General features: G+C 61.0%; 15 protein-coding genes and 1 pseudogene. All 16 read right to left on the bottom strand.

Annotation, left to right across the window (positions count from 1 at the left end; genetic code table 11):
* Complete coding sequence (locus AC1D3B_RS24600) at positions 1–1,041, bottom strand: glycosyltransferase family 2 protein (protein WP_478193293.1); 1,041 nt, start codon at positions 1,039–1,041, stop codon at positions 1–3.
* The gene (locus AC1D3B_RS24605; RefSeq protein ID WP_478193294.1) at positions 1,038–2,120 is read right to left on the bottom strand and encodes a glycosyltransferase; all 1,083 of its coding nucleotides are present in this window, start codon (positions 2,118–2,120) and stop codon (positions 1,038–1,040) included. The genes AC1D3B_RS24600 and AC1D3B_RS24605 overlap by 4 nt, the downstream gene beginning before the upstream one ends.
* The gene (locus tag AC1D3B_RS24610) at positions 2,117–2,809 is read right to left on the bottom strand and encodes a class I SAM-dependent methyltransferase (protein WP_478193295.1); all 693 of its coding nucleotides are present in this window, start codon (positions 2,807–2,809) and stop codon (positions 2,117–2,119) included. Before AC1D3B_RS24610 ends, AC1D3B_RS24605 begins: the two co-directional genes overlap by 4 nt.
* Positions 2,802–4,178 carry a glycosyltransferase gene (locus AC1D3B_RS24615; RefSeq protein WP_478193296.1) on the bottom strand — a complete coding sequence of 459 codons (1,377 nt, stop codon included), beginning with the start codon at positions 4,176–4,178 and terminating at the stop codon, positions 2,802–2,804. The genes AC1D3B_RS24610 and AC1D3B_RS24615 overlap by 8 nt, the downstream gene beginning before the upstream one ends.
* Positions 4,178–4,849: a methyltransferase domain-containing protein gene (locus AC1D3B_RS24620; protein ID WP_478193297.1), complete on the bottom strand. Its 672-nt coding sequence runs from the start codon at positions 4,847–4,849 to the stop codon at positions 4,178–4,180. Before AC1D3B_RS24620 ends, AC1D3B_RS24615 begins: the two co-directional genes overlap by 1 nt.
* 7 nt (positions 4,850–4,856) lie before the next feature.
* On the bottom strand, positions 4,857–6,311 hold the full coding sequence (locus tag AC1D3B_RS24625) for a lipopolysaccharide biosynthesis protein (RefSeq protein WP_478193298.1): 1,455 nt from the start codon (positions 6,309–6,311) through the stop codon (positions 4,857–4,859).
* 91 nt (positions 6,312–6,402) lie between these two features.
* Positions 6,403–8,310, bottom strand: a complete 1,908-nt coding sequence (locus AC1D3B_RS24630) for a polysaccharide biosynthesis protein (protein WP_478193299.1) — start codon at positions 8,308–8,310, stop codon at positions 6,403–6,405.
* Between the two features lie 10 nt (positions 8,311–8,320).
* Entirely contained in the window at positions 8,321–10,069 is a 1,749-nt protein-coding gene (locus AC1D3B_RS24635; RefSeq protein ID WP_478193300.1) for a PglL family O-oligosaccharyltransferase, read from the bottom strand.
* 29 nt (positions 10,070–10,098) lie between these two features.
* Complete coding sequence (locus AC1D3B_RS24640; RefSeq protein WP_478193301.1) at positions 10,099–11,472, bottom strand: O-antigen ligase family protein; 1,374 nt, start codon at positions 11,470–11,472, stop codon at positions 10,099–10,101.
* A 58-nt stretch (positions 11,473–11,530) separates the two neighbouring features.
* Positions 11,531–11,980 (bottom strand): pilin, encoded by a 450-nt coding sequence (locus tag AC1D3B_RS24645; protein WP_478193302.1) that lies wholly within the window; start codon positions 11,978–11,980, stop codon positions 11,531–11,533.
* Between the two features lie 204 nt (positions 11,981–12,184).
* Positions 12,185–12,982 (bottom strand): MBL fold metallo-hydrolase, encoded by a 798-nt coding sequence (locus AC1D3B_RS24650; RefSeq protein ID WP_478193303.1) that lies wholly within the window; start codon positions 12,980–12,982, stop codon positions 12,185–12,187.
* A 35-nt stretch (positions 12,983–13,017) separates the two neighbouring features.
* Complete coding sequence (locus AC1D3B_RS24655; RefSeq protein WP_478193304.1) at positions 13,018–15,285, bottom strand: CHASE2 domain-containing protein; 2,268 nt, start codon at positions 15,283–15,285, stop codon at positions 13,018–13,020.
* A 42-nt stretch (positions 15,286–15,327) separates the two neighbouring features.
* On the bottom strand, positions 15,328–15,984 hold the full coding sequence (locus AC1D3B_RS24660; RefSeq protein ID WP_478193305.1) for an FHA domain-containing protein: 657 nt from the start codon (positions 15,982–15,984) through the stop codon (positions 15,328–15,330).
* 67 nt (positions 15,985–16,051) lie between these two features.
* Complete coding sequence (locus AC1D3B_RS24665; RefSeq protein ID WP_478193306.1) at positions 16,052–16,861, bottom strand: Stp1/IreP family PP2C-type Ser/Thr phosphatase; 810 nt, start codon at positions 16,859–16,861, stop codon at positions 16,052–16,054.
* A gap of 26 nt (positions 16,862–16,887) precedes the next feature.
* A complete protein-coding gene (locus AC1D3B_RS24670) occupies positions 16,888–17,568 on the bottom strand; it encodes a TerC family protein (protein ID WP_478193307.1) in 681 nt (226 codons plus the stop codon).
* A 92-nt stretch (positions 17,569–17,660) separates the two neighbouring features.
* Positions 17,661–17,921 (bottom strand): annotated as a pseudogene (locus tag AC1D3B_RS24675) (succinate--CoA ligase subunit alpha); the annotation flags it as partial.

Genomic DNA, 17,921 nt, shown 5'->3' on the forward strand with positions numbered 1-17,921 from the left:
CTATCTCGTCAAGGCCGCGAATCGATGGCGGCCCTTGCCGCGAACGAGAACGTCCCACCAGCCAAAGAACGTACCGATTCCATATCCAAAATGACTGGCAACGATGACCGCGGGGACCAGGAGCGCAGCCACCGGGCCAGGAGATCGGTCGATGATCACACCAAGGGTCAGCGCACACACCCCACAGGCATAGAGCAGCAGCCACGCCTGGAATGGCCACGCGGGCGCCCCGACGATCGCAGCAAGACCCAATAGCGCGAGCAGCCCCACGAAGATGGATGGCGCGAGATGCCTCAGCGAAGCTACCTGTCCATGCTTGCGGATCACGAAGGGCTTCCAGTACCCGTATTGCAAGTACTGACGAAGCACTTGCAGGAACGATGATCTGGGCCGGTATACGCTGAGTATTCGCGACGATTGCCAGATCCGAGCACCCGTCAGCGACAGTCGGAGGTTGTGCTCGTCGTCCTGGTTTCGGACCAAGGACTCGTCGAATCCGCCAAAGCGCCGGAATGTCGACTTCGGCCAGCAACCCAGATAGACCGTGTCGACCCAGCCGTTGTGGTCGAGTTTGCGAGATAGCGCACCACCGGCAACCCATCGAGACTGAAATGCGGCTGCGACGGCTTGCTGCATCGGACCCGCATCGACATCCGGCTGCGCGTGCCACGGGCCACCCACATTGTCGGCACCGGTTTCCGCCAGCACGGCGATGCATTGCGCCACATAGTCCGGTGCGTATTCCGTGTGGACGTCCATTCGAACGATGACCTCACCATTCGCCAAGGCCAACGCTCGATTCAGACCCGTCGAGACGATGCGCCCGGGATTGTCGATGCATCGAATGTTCGGATCGTTGGCGCTCAGGCGACTCAACACTTCGGTGGTGCCGTCGCTGCTCAGTCCATCGGCGATCAAGAGTTCGAGTGTCCAATGTGGCGGCAACACCTGCGCCCGAACGCTTCTGTAGAAGGCTTCGATGTAGCGGCTCTCATTGCGACAGGGAACAATCACCGTCACGGTCCTGGTGGCCTCAGTCATGCGAGTCGTGCTCCCTGCGGGTGATTTCGCAGCAAACCTTGGTAGAGCTTCACGACGGCATCCATCTGTACCGAACGCGCGCCCTTTTCGAGCATTCGTGAATGGTTCTCTTCGCCAATTCTCCGAGCATCGGCGTCGTCACGCCACAAGCGTTCGAAGGCCGCGGCAACTCCCGCGGCGCTGTCCTCCGAAATCAGGAGGCCGCTGTCGGCTCGCAGCCACTGGCGGTTGGCAGGCAGGTCGGAGCCGATCACCGGCAGACCACAGGCCATGCTTTCGAGTACCGACACCGACGTCGCGTCACTTGCTGGGATGGAGATCGAAACCTTGCTCTTCTGGAGCGTGGCAACCATCTCTGCATCGTCGACACGTCCGGCAAAGGTCACTCGGTCAGCCAGACAAAGGGCATGCACTTGAGCGGTCAGTGCATTTTCCAGGCTGCCGCCGCCCAGCAGATTCAAATGTGCATCTGCTTCGGGATTGCGCTTCAAGAAAAGGCTTAGCCCTTCGATGATCTTGTCGACGCGGTAGTTCGGCTCCCACGCCCGCAAGCTGACGATCTGAAATCCGGCCTTGTCGCTCCACGGAGTCGGACGGAACTTCGCCATGTCGGCGCCCCAATGAATCTCCTCGATGCGAGCGCTTGGACGATAGGCTGACACCGCCTCGATCAGATCGCGCGAATCGCCGGTGATCAGGTCGGCGCGGCGCAAGGTCCAGCCCGTGATCCAGCGCTTCAGGCGACTCTCGAAAGGCGTCACCAGAATGTCGCTGCCCCAAGCCGTCATTACCAATGGGCGACGACCGCAGCGCGCGGCGAGATAGCCATAAGACGTTATGTAGTGGGCGTGCACAACATCGGGCACCAGTTCATCGACATGACGGCGGGCTTCGCCAACACGAAGCAGCCAGTCCGCAGATCGCTGCACCGGGGACAGGACGCGCTGCTCCACGCCGTCCATAGGCTGAGGCCGTCCCGTCACCAGCGAGACCCTGAGACCCCGCGCCAGCATCTCGCTAGCCCACCGTCGCACATGGACGCTGTTGGCATCACCCATCAGGCAAATATGCGCCGTCATGGCTTCACGCCAACGGCGAACATATGCGTCTTGAACACACCGAACAGGTCGAAAAAGGTCATGCCTCGCGCACCTGACACTCGATGAATGCGTCTGAGCAATCCGAGGTCCGTTGTCAATCGTCTGAAAGTGAAGGGCACTCCGGGAAACAGGGATCCAAGCTCAGCGCGAGGCACGGAACGAAAGTGCGGATCGTTTCCGCGCGCACGAAAAGCCTCGTACCAAAGCACCAACCCTCCAGGACGCAGGACGCGAAACATTTCTGCAGCCACCTTCATCCTCATTTCCGACTCGATGATCGAACTGAACACGACGTTCTGGCTCACGATGTCGAAGCTTGCGTCCGGAAATGGGAGCGCAGTGCCTGACGCATGGACGACATTGACCGCATACCGCTCTCTTGCGGTACGCAGTCGCGGCAGCATAAGGTCGATACCCACCAAGTTCTTCGTGCACGCGCCCCAGCGCAGATAGTTTGCAAATTCCGCCCCTGCGCCGCAACCGATATCGAGGATGCGCGCATCGGGCAAATGGATGTCGGGATGCTCGCAGAGGCTCGCGATCGCCACGCGTTCGCGCTCCTGGGCCAGGTGAAGGACCACTGGATTGGTCAGCGTCCAGAAGCCGCTGAGCGTGTGGCTGGCATCGCGCTCCATGTAGCGGCGCTGAATTCGATCCGTCTCAGACATCGGCCTGTGCCCTCACGTGAGGACGATTCGCCATGTGCGACCTGTGAGAGTTGACGCATGCGCGCATGTACTCGGCCATCTGGCGGGATAGCTCTCTTCGCTCGAAGCACTTGGGCGATTCGATGACCGAGGGACTTGGCATGGGATCGCGGCACGCTTGCAACATCGATCGCAGGGCGCTCGCCAAGCCTTCGGCATCTTGGGCGTCAACGATCCAACCCGCACCATGACGTCGAATGAGGTTCGCGGCGTCTCCATCGGGTGCACCCAGCATCAGGATCGGCTTTTCCGCGCGAAGGTACTCAAAAATCTTGCCGGGTAGCCAACCCACAACGCCGGCACCATGGCCACCGCCAACGACCAATAGCAAAGCATCGGCGGACATCAATTCGCCGAGTGCCTGGGCGTGGGGCAGGTAGTCGACGCATTCGAGGACTCCGGGGTGCCGTCCCTCGAACTCACGTGCGGCCGCTTGGAACCGGCCACCCATGCTACCGACCAGCCGAACGCGCAGCCGAGGCCGGCCTGGTTCCGGATTCATCAGGTAGCGAGTCAAACCATCGAACAGCACGGCAGGATCGCGCGTGCCATAGAACGTACCCGTGTGCACGAGTGTAAAGACGTCGACCTGCGTCGCGGCCGGAACACGTCCAGCGAAATCCTCTTCGTCGTAGCCATTGGGAATGAACATCAGAGGCAAATGTGACTGACGACGCGACGACAGCAGGCGTTGCCAGGATGGGGTGACTGTCACCACGCCAGTTGCCCGGTCGAGCCACTCCTGTTCCAGGCGACGATCGATTGCCCGCCGCCAGCGCGACGTGTTGTAGGCCGGATTGTCTGTCCAAAGATCACGGAAATCCGCCACCCATGGCAAATCGAACTCGCGAGCCAACCGATCGCCAATCCAATGCGCGGACGCGGGCGGCGAACTGGTGAATATCAGGTCGACCGGCTTACCACGAAGTTCTTCGGCACGAAGTATTCGCCGCGCCTCGCGCAGAGCACGCCGCGCCCAACCGATCTTGTCGTCCGGGTAGTGAAGCGTGTACCAAGCGGAGAGAACGGCATCGCGAAGCTTGCCGCGCGGCCCGGTCGCGCCCTGGGTCGACGCCTTGCGGATCGGGGCCGCGGCACGTCGCCCGGCCGCAAGTCTGGCCACAAGCGGCGTGTGCTCGACGCGATGCACCTCGAGGTCGGGCGGCACCTCGGCCACCAGCGACAGGTCTTGAATGTAGTGTGGGTCGTACGCACACAGAATGATGGGATGGACCCCGTGCTCCTTCAAATACTTGCTGAACTTCAACCCGCGTTGAACGCCCGCTCCGCCCATTGGAGGGTAGTAGTAGCAGATCTGCAGAACTTTCATCACTCAGGCGAGGACTGCTTCTGCAGCACCCAATAGTCGCAGTAAGGCAATTCCGTCAAGCGCTCGATCGCAAAGCGGCATTGCTGCAGCACTGATTCGACTTGGTCGCGCGTCACGGACCCATCGCCGATCTCCCAGCAATGATGTGGGTCAATCCATATCTTGCGTCGAATGAAACGGTTATACGCCTCGCTCAAGCTGGTGAGTCCGATTGGAAACCGCCACATCCAAAGCGTTTGCCCCGGAGGAACCACCAGCATGTGGCCCTTGCGATGCGGCAAGGTCAGGAACAGCTTTCCGCCCGTCCGGAGGTAGGAGTTCAGATGGCCGACGCATGTCCGCAATTCCGTGAAGGGAAGGTGCTCCAGGATTTCCGTGGCAATCACGACGTCGAAACGCTCTTGCAGATCGGGAACACGTGTACGAAGGTCGCCGAGCACATCGGGCCGCAGCTTGGCGTTGATGTCCATCACGGTGTACGTGCGCACGAATGGTTGCATGCACCGCTTCACGACGCCGTCGCCCGTGCCAACCTCTAGGAAGTCGCTCTGACCGACCGCGCACAGATCCTTGATCACGTGAAAGTGCCGCGTCCAGGTAAAAAAGTCAACGTTGGCAAGGTACTGTTTCTGGTCCAGCTCATATTGCTGATCGAATGCCGGGCTGCTCATGACTGTTCTATCCCCCAGCGAAAACGGATCGAGCGATGGATCCGGCGCGCAACCAGTCCAGTAGCAGGTAAATCAGCAGGCTCGACACGGCGGCGACGGCGCCAACATATGGCGAGCCCGATCCTGAAAGAGTGAAGACGATCATCGGCAATGCAGCTGCGACAACGCGCCAAGCCAGCTGACCCAAGCTTGACCATGGAATTTCCCACGGCAGCACGGAGCGCACAAGGCCTGTCGCAAGACCCACCATCAGCCAGTTGGATGTCGCAGCTGCGGCGGCCGCACCCGTGGCCCCGAAGCGGCACACCAGGAGCAGATTGAGTGTGAGGTTCAACGCAGCCGAAAGGGCCGCCAAGATGATCATCTGCCCTCCGCGTCCGTCCAGCAGCAAGGAATAGAGCAGTATTTGATAGATACCCAAGGCCGTTACCGAGACCCCCAGAAAAACAAAAACCAAGGGCGCTGCGCCATACGCGCCGGTTGTGAGCAGTGGAAGGATCCAAGAGCCGGCCAATCCAAGCGCTACTGCCACGGGGAGACAAAGGAATAAGAACAGTTGAAGAGCGATCCCCATCAATCGAGACACCTCGTCGACCTGACGCGCCTGCCATCTTCGGGACAGTTCAGGGAATAACGTGAAGCCCAGTACGCCATAGAAGGCGGCAGGAATCGTGCAAAGTGACACCGCGGCCGCATACACCGCAACGACCTCCAGACCCAACATCCTTACAAGCAGGAAGCGGTCGACGAAGCCGTTGAGAGAAGTGAGGGCAGCAAGCAAAACGAGCGGCGCTGAAAAGCGTAGCAACTCATTCACTCTCGGTACCTCAACAGCAGCATTGGTATCAGTGGATCGCATCACCACCAACATCGATATCAACAGGATCGCCAAGGCCAACGCCAACTGGGCCGAGCAGTACTGGAAAAGCCATACAGTCAAGGGAACACTACCCCCACCGACAAGCACCAACACGGCGCCGTATCGCATGGCGCTGCGCAAGATGAGGCAGCCGGCAACAAGACCCATGCGGGCCGAGGATCGAAGCCATGCGATGGCGTAGTCAGTCATGGCATCCGCGGCCAATAGCAGCAGGAGAATCGGAACCAAAGCGCGCATGCTCGCTTCGCCGTATACCAGCTTCGAAAGCGTGCTTGAAAACGCCGTTGCGATCGCCGCGCAACACAGAAACAGCAACAGCGAAAGGCTCGCAAGAAGGCCGAAATACCGGCGTCGTGATGGGGAAGGGACTGCACCAGAGAAATACCGGACGATAGTCGTCGAGAAACCGAATAGCACAATAGGCATCAGCATGCCTGCCGCGATCGCTGTCTGGGTCCAGGCGCCGTAATCTTCCGGGCTGATAGCCCGCGTCAGCAGTGGCAAAAGAAGTAAGGCAAGCAGTCGATCGACCAATATGGCCGAACCGTACATAACGGCATCCATTCGCAGCGAGGATGCCATGCTATTCGCCCTGAATGAGGCGAGGTACTTCGAATGTACGCCCACTGCATCCCACATCAGGGCATTCGGCTTCTACGTTCAGTGCGCGCATCTATTGAACCGAAGCGGGGCTGGGTGCATAGCCAGGCACCAAAACTCTCAGCAAGCTCTTGATGCGCGCCACGTCATTGCTTCGCGCCGCGATTAGCAGTTCCTGAAGTTGTGTCCTGAGTTCCGGCCAGGGAATGAAATCTTCGCGCGCCCGAATGACGCGCGGGTGCGCGGTTGGCATCGGGTTCTCGCCGATTAAAAGCTCCTCATACAACTTCTCGCCGGGACGCAGGCCAGAAAAGACGATGTCGATGTCTCCCATGGGTCGCTCGCTGTCGCGAATGGTCAATCCCGAAAGTGCAACCATCCGCCTCGCCAGATCAACGATCTTGATGGGGGAGCCCATATCGAGAACGAACAGATCCCCATTCTCGGCCATTGCGCCCGCGTGAAGCACCAACAGCGCGGCCTCGGGGATTGTCATGAAGTAGCGGGTGACTTCTGGATGCGTAACGGTAAGTGGGCCGCCTTCGGCGATCTGCGAGCGAAATAGCGGCACGACGCTGCCACTGGAACCCAGCACATTGCCGAATCGCACCATCGAGAAGCACGTTTGACCTTGCGCCGTCTCATCATGAATATCGTCAAACGGGTGTGCCTCGCTGGCAGCAAGCGATTGCAGAACCAATTCGGCAACGCGCTTGCTCGCCCCCATGATATTTGTGGGGCGGACTGCCTTGTCTGTGGAAACCAGAACGAACCGGGCAACCTTTGAGTCAATGGCTGCGCGAGCGAGGTTCAACGTGCCAAATACGTTATTGACAATGCCTTCACCCGCGTTGGATTCGACCATCGGCACATGCTTGTAAGCTGCTGCGTGATAAACGGTAACCGGCTTGTGAGCGCAGAAGATGGAGGAGATGCGCTCGCGATTGCATACGTTGGCCAAAAGCGGAACCAAGCGCACGTCTGCGCCGCTGCGTGCAACCAGTGAGGCCAGTTCTTGGTGAATGCGGTATAGCGCGAATTCACTGTGCTCGACCAGCAACAGTTCACTAGGCCCTTGAAGGGCGATCTGTCGACACAACTCGCCTCCGATGCTGCCCCCCGCCCCCGTCACCAGCACCACCTGTCGCGCGAGACTGAATGCGAGCAACGCAGGCGGGGACGCGACCGGCTCTCGGCCCAGCAGATCTTCGATATCGAGATCCTGGAAATCCGCGACAGTGATGCGGCCGCTCGCCAAGTCAGCCAAGCTGGGGAGTGAGCGGATACGGACCGGCAAGGACTGCAGGCTGGCGATGATCTGATTGCGTCTTTGACGGCTCGCGCTTGGCAGTGCCAGAAGGATATCGGTGACCGAGAGGCGGCCAACCACGACAGATGCCTCCGCAGAAGAGAAGACCGGCACGCCATTGATGGTGCGCCCGCACTTGGCAGAATCGTCGTCAATGAAGCCAAGCAAGGCATACTGTTGAGCGCCTGCAAGAGCCGCCGCAGTTTGAGCGCCGGCCTTCCCGGCACCGTAAATCAGCAAGCGATTGCTCAGGCGGCTCGTTCTTCCCGCCAGCCAGTGCCATCCCAAGGTGCGGCTCGATGCGACAAGGATCAGGAATAGGAGGGGCTGCAGCACGATGAGGCTGCGGGGAATGCCTTCCCAATGGAAGAGCAGCCAGACAAGCGGAGCGAGCACGAATCCGTACAACGCGACGGCACGCCCCGTTGCCAGGATTGACGCCACGCCCGTATAGCGGAAGATCGCCTTGTACAGGCCCAGCCTAAAGAAGATCGGAATGGCGAGCGTCGGCGCCGCCGCGTAGGCTACCCATTCGGCGCCCACCGGCGAGTGCACCGTGTCGAGCCGCAGCGTGAACGCGAGCCACATCGACGCCAGCGCGAGCACGGCGTCGACCGTCATGACCGCCATGCGCTTTCGGGAACGAGACCAGCTCAGGATTGTGTCTTGCATCGCCTTGCTGTCATTGGGACTTCAGATCGAGACGGGGAAATGGCACTGACTCGACAATCACATGCTGGCCAGTGAATTCGCCCCATGCAACGCGAAGGTTGTCGCAGTAAGCACGCGAGAAGAGCAGGCAAGAATTCCGCAGCGCTTCCTGCGCAGCCAGCGACCGCCCGTTGAGAGCAGCGGCCTTGGCATATCGCAAGAGTGCGGTTTCTTCAGGATAGCGCGTGGCCGTCAAGCGCAAGCGCTCAATCTCGGCGACCGGCATGCCTTCACGCGGCTCGATGCGCTCGCTGACAAGGGCCGCCTGCAAACCGTTCAGAGCATGAATCTCAGGAGGGGGAGGAGGTGCGCGAACACCGATACGGGCGGCTCGCAAACGCCGGGATTGCACGTCCAACTCTATGGCGCGGTAGTCCGTCCACATAAGCAACAGGACGCTACCCAACACAGTTACGAGGGCCACTGCTGCGACGCGTGGCAGCCGCGCGGGTGCGACGAGCGCCGAGCGCTTGTTCAGGATGCCCATCATCAACGCGACGGGAACCAAGAAGAAAGCCTTGCAATGCGGCAACTCGAGCATCGCGTGCAGCGCGAATGTGCCAATGACCAGCAGGAGGAGAATTTGCTCAGCACTGTCTGCACGCCGCACTTGCCACCAGAACCAGAGGCCCAGCAGTGCGGCGATGGCCAAGCCCAGAGGCACACCGTTCCACACCATCAAATCGAGCACGAGGTTATGGGCGTGTTGGACGCCCATCTTTAGATCGGCGTACTGGGGAAGTACGTCAACCTGGACCAATCGGCCCTGGTTCCAGCCATAGCCCAGCAATGGCCGTTGCCGTATGCCGTCGAGCATCATGGACCAGATCTCCGGTCGGCGCCCCGACGTCAGCCGCGAACCTAGACTTTCGGCGCCACCGGCACCGATGAGCTCGATTGCAAATGTCCAGCCGAGAGCCAGCACCGAGAACCAGACCCCCAGACCGACGTAAGCCACCCTGTGCTTCGCGGTCCCCAGAGAAGCCGGCGAGACCCAAGCGACGACCAGCAACAGGGCAATTCCGAGCCAGCCCGTTCGGGACTGCGTGCTCGCCACCCCTAGCAGCAAAGTGGCTGCGGCAATCACAGCGACCCAGCCGCCGATGCGCCGTCGATAGTGGGCCCACCACAGACCGATGAGCCCCCACAGCAGCAACGTGCTCAATTCGTTGGCTTGGCCGACATTGGCCATCGGACGGATGCCCGTGGCAATGGGGGCCATGAAGGGCCCCCAATCGAGCAGGAGGCATTGCGCCAGAGCAAGCGCAGTGGAGACCAAGGCAGCAATGACAAAACCCGCGAACAGCGCATCAGGCAGGCGGCCTGGAGCCAGCACCTCGCAAGACCTGGCGATCGCGACTGACACGGCGCACCCCAGAAGGTACACACTAATCACGGATGCCTCACCAGGAAACGCAAACATGCCACCTGCAGCCTGCAGCAGAGGAATCAGCGCAGCCGCAGCAAACCCCAGGGAGAGCAGGTCCAGTTCCATTCGCGCACGCCGCATCACCGCCCAGAGGGCCAGCGGTAGGAGGGCCAGGCCCGCGGTGACCTCGCTATAGAGCGTGGCCCACGGATAGGAATGAACAGGGACCAGCCACGGCAGTGCGAAGCCGAATGCCAGCAGGGACCATCCCACACCTGTTGATGAATTGCGGTTTGAGCGAACCTTCGGCACGGTTGCTATGCTCACCGAGGCTTGGGAAAGAATCGACATTTGATCGCCTGTTCTCGTCGTCGAACGAACTACTGGCTCGGATCCGACTTGTCGAGGTGAAGGACAGCACCGTGTTGCCAGAAGCGCGGCGGGGACGAATCGCCTGAATCAATAGACGATTGGCGCGACACCAAGTCGCGACCATGGACGGTCCACATGCCCGCCAGAAGAAGCGCTGACACCAGCACGATCGGCACTCGCGACCAAAAATTCTCCGCTGGAGCGGGCGCGGCTGCACCGGTCGGGCGCTTCCAGTAACACGCCAGCGCCCATCCAGCCATCCACATGATCAATAGTTGGCTCAAGGGATAGACAAAGGCACCCGAAAGCAGACTGTTCATTACGCAAGCCAAAAGGCCGGCGAGGCAAAAAGGAGGAATCCAGCGATGCCCCCGAACCAACCGATAAAGAAGCAAGCCGACTAGAACGACGGCGCCTACGCCAAAGAGTCCGTACTCTCCGATCCATTGCAGCGCAATATTGTGGGGGTGCATCGCAACCACGGCACCGGCGTGCCTCCCGAATTGATCGCCACCAATCCCCACCCAAGGCGATCGAGCCCAGGAATCCGCGAGGTCGCTCCAGAGATTGCTTCGATATGAAGTGGTCAGCCGAAATACTGTCCTGGTCGATTGGTCGGAGTCAAAGAGCCATCGCATGCCGTAAAAGGCAGCCCCCGCGACGGCGAGCGATGAGACCGGAAGACGGAGCAGCGCTGCATCCCTTCGAAGAAGCGCAACGAGTAGCAGGGCGCTGGTCGCGGACAGCAGAACCGAGCGGGCGCCGTCTTGCCAGAGAGCCAGGAGAAAAAGCGTCGAGAGCACCCAGACCAGCGCCGTCATCCGCGCGCGCGCCAATCCGCCGGGCCGGTGCCAGAGCAGGAACAAGCATGGGAGCAAGGCATCGTCGAATTCTCGGATCGTCGAGAACACCAATTGCCAGTCGTTCCATGTGCCGTTCAGGAAAAGATCGGTGGTGCTCAGCACCATGAGCCAGACATTGAGCACCGGGGCCAGAGCAAGAATCACCGCGGTCCGATCCAACTGCTGCACGTTGCCTTCATGGAGCCTCGCGCAACAAAGCACCCCTAAAAACAGCATCCCATACAGCGTGGCGTCAGCGATGGAAAACGGCGACCAGCGAGTCCCTTGTAGGCAAATTGCCAGAAACGCCAACGAAACCGCCCACATCCAGAGACCGGACCAAGGCCCTCCATGAATGACCGCGGGCAAGCGAAACATGGAGCAGACGATGAGTATCGACAGGCAGATGATCTGCGCTTTCCGGGCGAAATCGTATGGGTCCGCGATCCCGAAAAAAGTAATGACGCCGGAAAACGCAACAACGGCGAAGGCGGGAATCATCCACGCCAAAAAACCATCTGCGAGATTTCGATGCGTCATGAAAGAGGGCTGCGAACAAAAAAGCGGCCCGAGGGCCGCTTCTACCGCAGGTCCACGATTAGGTGGGACGGCATTCGGAAGGCAGATACTTGGCCGCGATAGTGGAGGAGCACGTCCAGCGGAGTTGACCCGTGTCGGTACCGACAGTCGTCGGGCTCAAGAGGACATCGCCGGTCGCGTTGGGAACCGTCGAGGTGATCGTCACCACACCCGAGCCATCATTAGCGATGGCCACGGTCGACACATACTTCGTTGGGCCGGGGAAGGTGTAGCCGCTATTGGAGGCCGTGACCAAGTTAAGTTGGCCGAGCGACGAAGTCGTTTCAGCGACCGCCAGCTTGGCCGGAGCGCCCATGATGAGCACTTCGGTCATCTTCGAACGAGTGGTGTAGTCCTGATAAGCCGGCAGAGCCACAGCAGCCAAAATACCAATGATCGCCACGACGATCATCAATTCGATAAGGGTGAAACCCTTTTGCACATTGCGTGCGATGGAACGACGGTTCATTCAGTTACTCCAGGTTTGTTACAAGGGCCCGAGGAGAGCCCCCGGTGCGATCATGTAACCGCAGCATCTGTGCCATCCCCCGTTTCCTGGCTCCCGGGCCGCCAAGCTGCGGATTTGTTCACGTTTGAGTTACAACGTGTGACGGAAACTGTTGCCCCGAGCCGACGCTAACTGACATTTTTGTCACCGCGCCAGCAAGCCTCGTCATACCTCGAGCACGCCTGCCGCCTGCAGCCACCGAATGTCCATGCCGCGAGTTTGCGAACCGTCAGACAGATCATCAATCTGGCTCATGATCTCGTCCGTCTCAGCCGGCTTGGTATGCGTGATGTAGATCGGGTAATTCTTCCCATCGGCAATCTGCGCCAATTCCCCAGCCAGCGTCGCAGGCGAAAGATGCAAGCTTCGCCGCGCCAGCGCCTGCTCCCGATTGCTGAAAGCCGTCTCGATCACCAGCATCGCCACATCGAGCTGATTCACCCGTTCCCAGAACGGCGCATTCCGCTCGGTATCCCCGCTGAACACCCAGTTCGGTCCGCCTTCTGCAGAGCGCACGGCAAAACCGCAGGCCGGCACGGTATGCACGGCAGGCAGGACTTCAATGTGCTTGAGCTTGCTGGTTCCGATCTCCAATTCCTGCCCGATCACCAGGTCATGAAAGCACACGAAGGGCGCTTCACGGCTTGGAATGCTCGCGAAGTCGGGCCAGATGACGTTATTGAAGACGTGCGCCCGTAGCGCCTCGATGGTTGCGCGCAATGCATGCACCCGTAGCGGCCGCGTGCGGCGACTGGCCACTGAATCGATCATCAAGGGGAGCGCGGCAACATGGTCGAGGTGCGAATGGGTGAGGACCACGTCGTCGATGCCGGCCATCTCATCGAGGGTCAGATCGCCAACGCCGGTGCCGGCGTCGACCAGCAGGTCGCTATCGACCAGGAATGAGGTCGTGCGGCAGTCCTTGGCGATGGCGCCTGAGCACCCCAACACACGCACCTGCATTCGCGAGACCCTTCATCTGCCAGCCCGTCGGGCTGTTATTTTGTTTCGAACCGGGTTGCGCCATCCCAGTTCGGATCCTTGGGCTGCAACGACATTGAGGCTATACGCTGCGCATACAGCTGGTAAAGGACTTTTTTGGCATCCTGCTCAAGCAGGGGCGCAAGCATAACTTGACCTTCCTGCCAATCTTGCGCTCGATATGCGGAAAGAACCTGATTCCAGCGTTCAATATCTGCATCCTGCGCTCTGCCGGTGTCGCTCCGGGTACCGACGGGGGTGAAGATGCGCACCAAGCGAAGCTTGCCTTGCACTTGTACGCAATCCAGTTCCTGCCAGACGAAGGCAGGTGCCAGTCGCTGCGTAGCCTCGCTGGCAACGATCTCGACGCCGTAGCGAATTCCCAGCCCCTCAATCCTCGACGCAAGATTGACCGCATCGCCGACGACGGTATAGCTGCGGCGGACGGCCGAGCCCATGTCCCCGACGCTCATCACCCCGGTGTTGATGCCGATGCCGACGCTGATCTCAGGTCGTCCGCTCTTGCGGTAGGCGGCGTTCAGCTCCTTCACGGCTGCAGCCATCTCGACCGCCGCCCGGACAGCCAGCTCGGCATGGTCCGGCGTCTCGACAGGTGCACCCCAGAAGGCCATGACGCAGTCGCCCATGTACTTGTCGACGGTTCCGCGGTGCGCGCTGATGACCTCTGTCAGTCGGCTGAAAACCGTGTTGAGAAAGTCTTGCAGCTCGACGGGCGCCATTTCCTCGGCCAGCTTCGTGAAGCCGCGCATGTCGCAGAACATCACGGTGAGCTCCCTGCTTTCCGCACGCATGCTGTATCGCTCGGGGTCGGCGCGCATTTCACGCACCAGTTCCGGCGGAACGTAGGTGCCGAACAGGTGGGCGAGGTTTCGGCTTGCGCGCGTCTCGACGAGATAGCCCCAGCTCATGTTCAGGACGAATGCCAACGCAATCAACGCCAGCGCGGCCGCCAGGGGCAGCACGAGGCCGGCCTGGATGAAGAGCCATGTGTTGAGGCCGACCAGGGCCGCGGTCGTGATCGCGGCAATCAGCACGGCGCCGATCGCCGTGCTCAGCGTGAGGCCGAAGGCCAGCACCAGCCCCGCTGCGAGCACCGTGACCAGTTCGTAGCCCAGGGCGTAGTCCGGCACGGCGGGCAACCGGCCGTCTAGCAGACCGGAGACGATGTTGGCATGCACTTCGACGCCGGGGTAGGCTGCGCCTACCGGTGCTGATCGCAGATCTTCCAGACCAGGCGCCGTCGAACCGACCAGCACGATCTTGTCTTTCAGTTCGCCGGGGGCCAGCGCACCGCCGATGACATCGGTCGCCGAGATGTGTCGGAACGAGCCCCCGCGGGCACCGCCAAGACCGCGAAACGGTACGAGCGCACTCGCCGTCGAATCGACTGGGATTCGCAACGACTTGCCGCCAGCCTTCAGCAGCAGCGCTTCGAGGGGCGGTGGACGTGTGCTTGCACCGACGGGCGCAAACACGGGCACGACGGCATCCGCACCGACAGCCTCGCGGTAGACGGCGAGGCCAAGGGATTCGTAGTAGCCGGGCTGGCCCTGCGTGCCGGTGTATTGCGCAATCAACGGGACCGATCGCACGATCCCGTCGCGGTTCGCGTCGAGCACGACATTGAGGAAGCCGGCCAACGGCGCGGCCTTGGCCAACTGGGGGATAGTCCCGACGAAACCGTTCCAGCGCGTCGCGTACCAACGCCCCTCGGGAAAGGCGCCAGGTGGGAGGATCGGTGCTGGCAATACTCCGTTGGCGCGAGGCTTCAGCGTCTGGGTCAGGTAGAAACCTAGCGCGACGCGTTGTCCCGTCAGCGCGTTCGCGAACGCCGCGTCATGGTCAAGGTAAGGAGCGACACGCTCGATTTCCTCGGCGAGTCCCGCTTGTCCGCGCAGGGGTCCTTTCGCCAGGCGCCTGAGGATTTCGAGCCCGGAGCTCTCGTCCGGCTCGACGAACAGGACGTCAAACCCCAGCACCACCGCCTGCTGGCGCTCCATCACCTCCCTGGTGAGGCGGGCCAGTTTGTCTCGGCTCCACGGCCATTGGCCGAATTCCTGGAGGCTTGTGTCGTCGACGTCGACGATGACAATGCGCGGATCCAGCGTGCGCGGCATGGTGGCGCGCAGGCGGGCGTCATAGATGAAATTATCGAGCTCTTCCAGGAAGGGAAAGCGCCAGAAACCGACAACGTGCGCGACGGCCAACGCGACCGGGAGCAAGGTGATGGCGATGCGCGCCCAGCGCTGGCGCAGCGCGTTCATCGCGCCCCGCATCCGCTCATCCGAGGCGAAGGTGACAGGTGGTCAGGAGACGACGAATTGCATCCGTGTGCCGCCAAGCTCGAGCACGTCGCCATCTTGCAGAGCGACAGCTTCGCTGCCGAGCGGTTCACCATTGAGGGCGGTGCCGCCATCGATCGGCGCGACGACATAGCCATGCAGGCGTCGCGTGACGGCAGCCACGGCCACGCCGGGCTTGCCGATGGTGGTGACGACCTTCTGGAGGGAAAGCTCGCGTCCGGCGCCTGTACCTGACAGCACACGGATGACTGCAACGCCAGCCGTGCCGCCGCCCAGCGGTGCCTGGACTGTCGGAGCGGACGAAAGCGGAATCGGGCCCGACGGCGCAGAAGATACGACTGTGCGACCCACCGTGCCGCTCTCGGGTGCACCGGCAGTCGCCATATAGCGAACCTTGTACTTGCCGACCTCGATGATGTCGTTCTGTTCGAGCGCCTGCTTCTTGATGGCACGTCCGTTGACGTAGGTGCCATTCGTGCTGTTGAGATCTTCCAGGTAGACATCGCCGCCGATCATGTGCAGCACGGCATGCTCGCCGCTGATGGCCAGATTGTCGACCACGATGTCGTTGTACGGCCGCCGCCCCAGCGTCGTGCGGTCCTTGGCGAGCGTCACCTCCTTGATGACGACCCCGTCGATCGAAACGATCAATTTCGGCATGGCCGACTCCTGAATCTCATTTTTCTATTCACAGCGGGCCCTTGCGGTGGATGTTTTCCTGACCTTGCTATCCGGAGACTTCGGGCATCTCACTTCCACCTGCCCGGGCCAGAACAACTGAAATGTTATCCCGGCCGCCATTGTCATTTGCAGTTGCAACCAAAAGTGTTGCTTTTTCTGATAAGCCTATATTCTGTAACAAAAGTGTGAAAAGCTGCGCGTCGGAAACCATCTCGCTCAGCCCGTCCGAGCAGAGGAGGAAGAGGTCGCCGGCCCTCACGCTGTGCTCGTGCATCTCCAGTTCGACCTGGCGTTCGATGCCCAGTGCACGGGTAACCAGATTGCGATGTGGCGACTGGACCGCTTGCTCGGGCGTGATCGCACCCGCGTCGAGCTGCTCCTGCAAAAGCGAGTGGTCGCGCGTGAGCAACTCGAACTTGTCGCCGCGCAATCGATAGCAGCGCGAATCGCCGATGTGGCCGATGATCGCGCGCTTTTGACCGAACGCGGCCAGCACCAGGGTGGTCCCCATGCCTTGAAGCTGCACATTCGCGATGCCGGCTTCGAGAATCGCAGAATTGGCCTCGTCGGTGCCGGCCTGCAGGGCACGGCGCACCGCCTTCGGATTGGCGTTGGGCCCCGCATGCGCAAGCCAGCGGCCGAAGCTGGCCTGCAGCAACGCGATGGCCATCCCGCTTGCGACCTCGCCGCCGTTGTAGCCGCCCATGCCGTCGGCAAGGAGAACGAGCCCCAGCGAGGCGTCGAAGGCGATCGTGTCTTCGTTGTTGGCGCGCACCTTCCCCGGGTCGGTCAGCGCGGCGAAATCCCAGGTCCGCACGCCGGACTCGGTGGAAACGGGTGCGCCGGGGTTTGCCATGAATCAGTCAGATCGGATGAAGATGGTCAGTGCTTGGTGTGCGCACGCTTCTGCAGCCAGCGGCCCACCACCACGACAAAGGCCGCTCCAGCGACGGCAGCCGCGTAGTGCAGCCAGGGGTTGGCCGCCAGGACTTCGCGCAGGATCGTGTCGCTCACAATCGTCTCGCCGCCGACCCAACCGATGAGGGCGGCGCCGAGCATGACGATGATGGGGAAACGTTCCATGAGCTTGATCATGAGCGTACTGCCAAAAATCACCAACGGAATACTGATTGCGAGGCCGAGGATCAGGAGCACCATGCTGCCCTGCGCGGCTGCAGCCACCGCGATCACGTTGTCCAGGCTCATGACCAGGTCGGCCAGGAGGATGGTGCGCACGGCGGCGAGCATGCTGCCGTATTCCTTGTCTTCGCCTTCGCCCTCTTCCTCTTCGCTGAGGAGTTGAGTGCCGATCCACAGCAAAAGCAAACCGCCAACGATCTGCAAGTAGGGCAACGCGAGAAGCTTGGCCGCGACGACCGTGAGGGCAATCCGAAGGACCACCGCTGCGCCCGAGCCGAACAACACCGCGGTGCGCTGCTGATGCGGCGGCAGCGAACGGGCCGCCATGGCGATGACCACCGCGTTGTCACCGGAAAGGATGATGTTGATCCAGACGATCTTGAGCAGGCCGATCCAGAAGTCCGCGGTTTGCAAATATTCCATGTCTCTATTCCACTGTTATTGATTGAAAAAGCGCCCGCAACCTGAATTGCGGGCGCTTCCTTCTTGTGTGGTTCAGCGAGGTAGCGAGGTTTTCAGATCAAAGCCTTGAGGCGCTTGGCCAACTCGGAGAAGTTGCGCGTGACCGTGAAGCCACACTCTTCCATGATGGCGAGCTTGGCATCCGCGGTGTCGGCGCCACCGGAGATCAGCGCGCCGGCATGGCCCATGCGCTTGCCGGGGGGCGCCGTCACACCGGCGATGAAGCCGACGATCGGCTTCTTCATGTTGTCCTTGCACCAGCGCGCCGCATCGGCTTCGTCGGGGCCGCCGATCTCGCCGATCATGATGACCGC

The sequence above is a fragment of the Variovorax sp. P5_A3 genome (genome assembly GCF_056400665.1).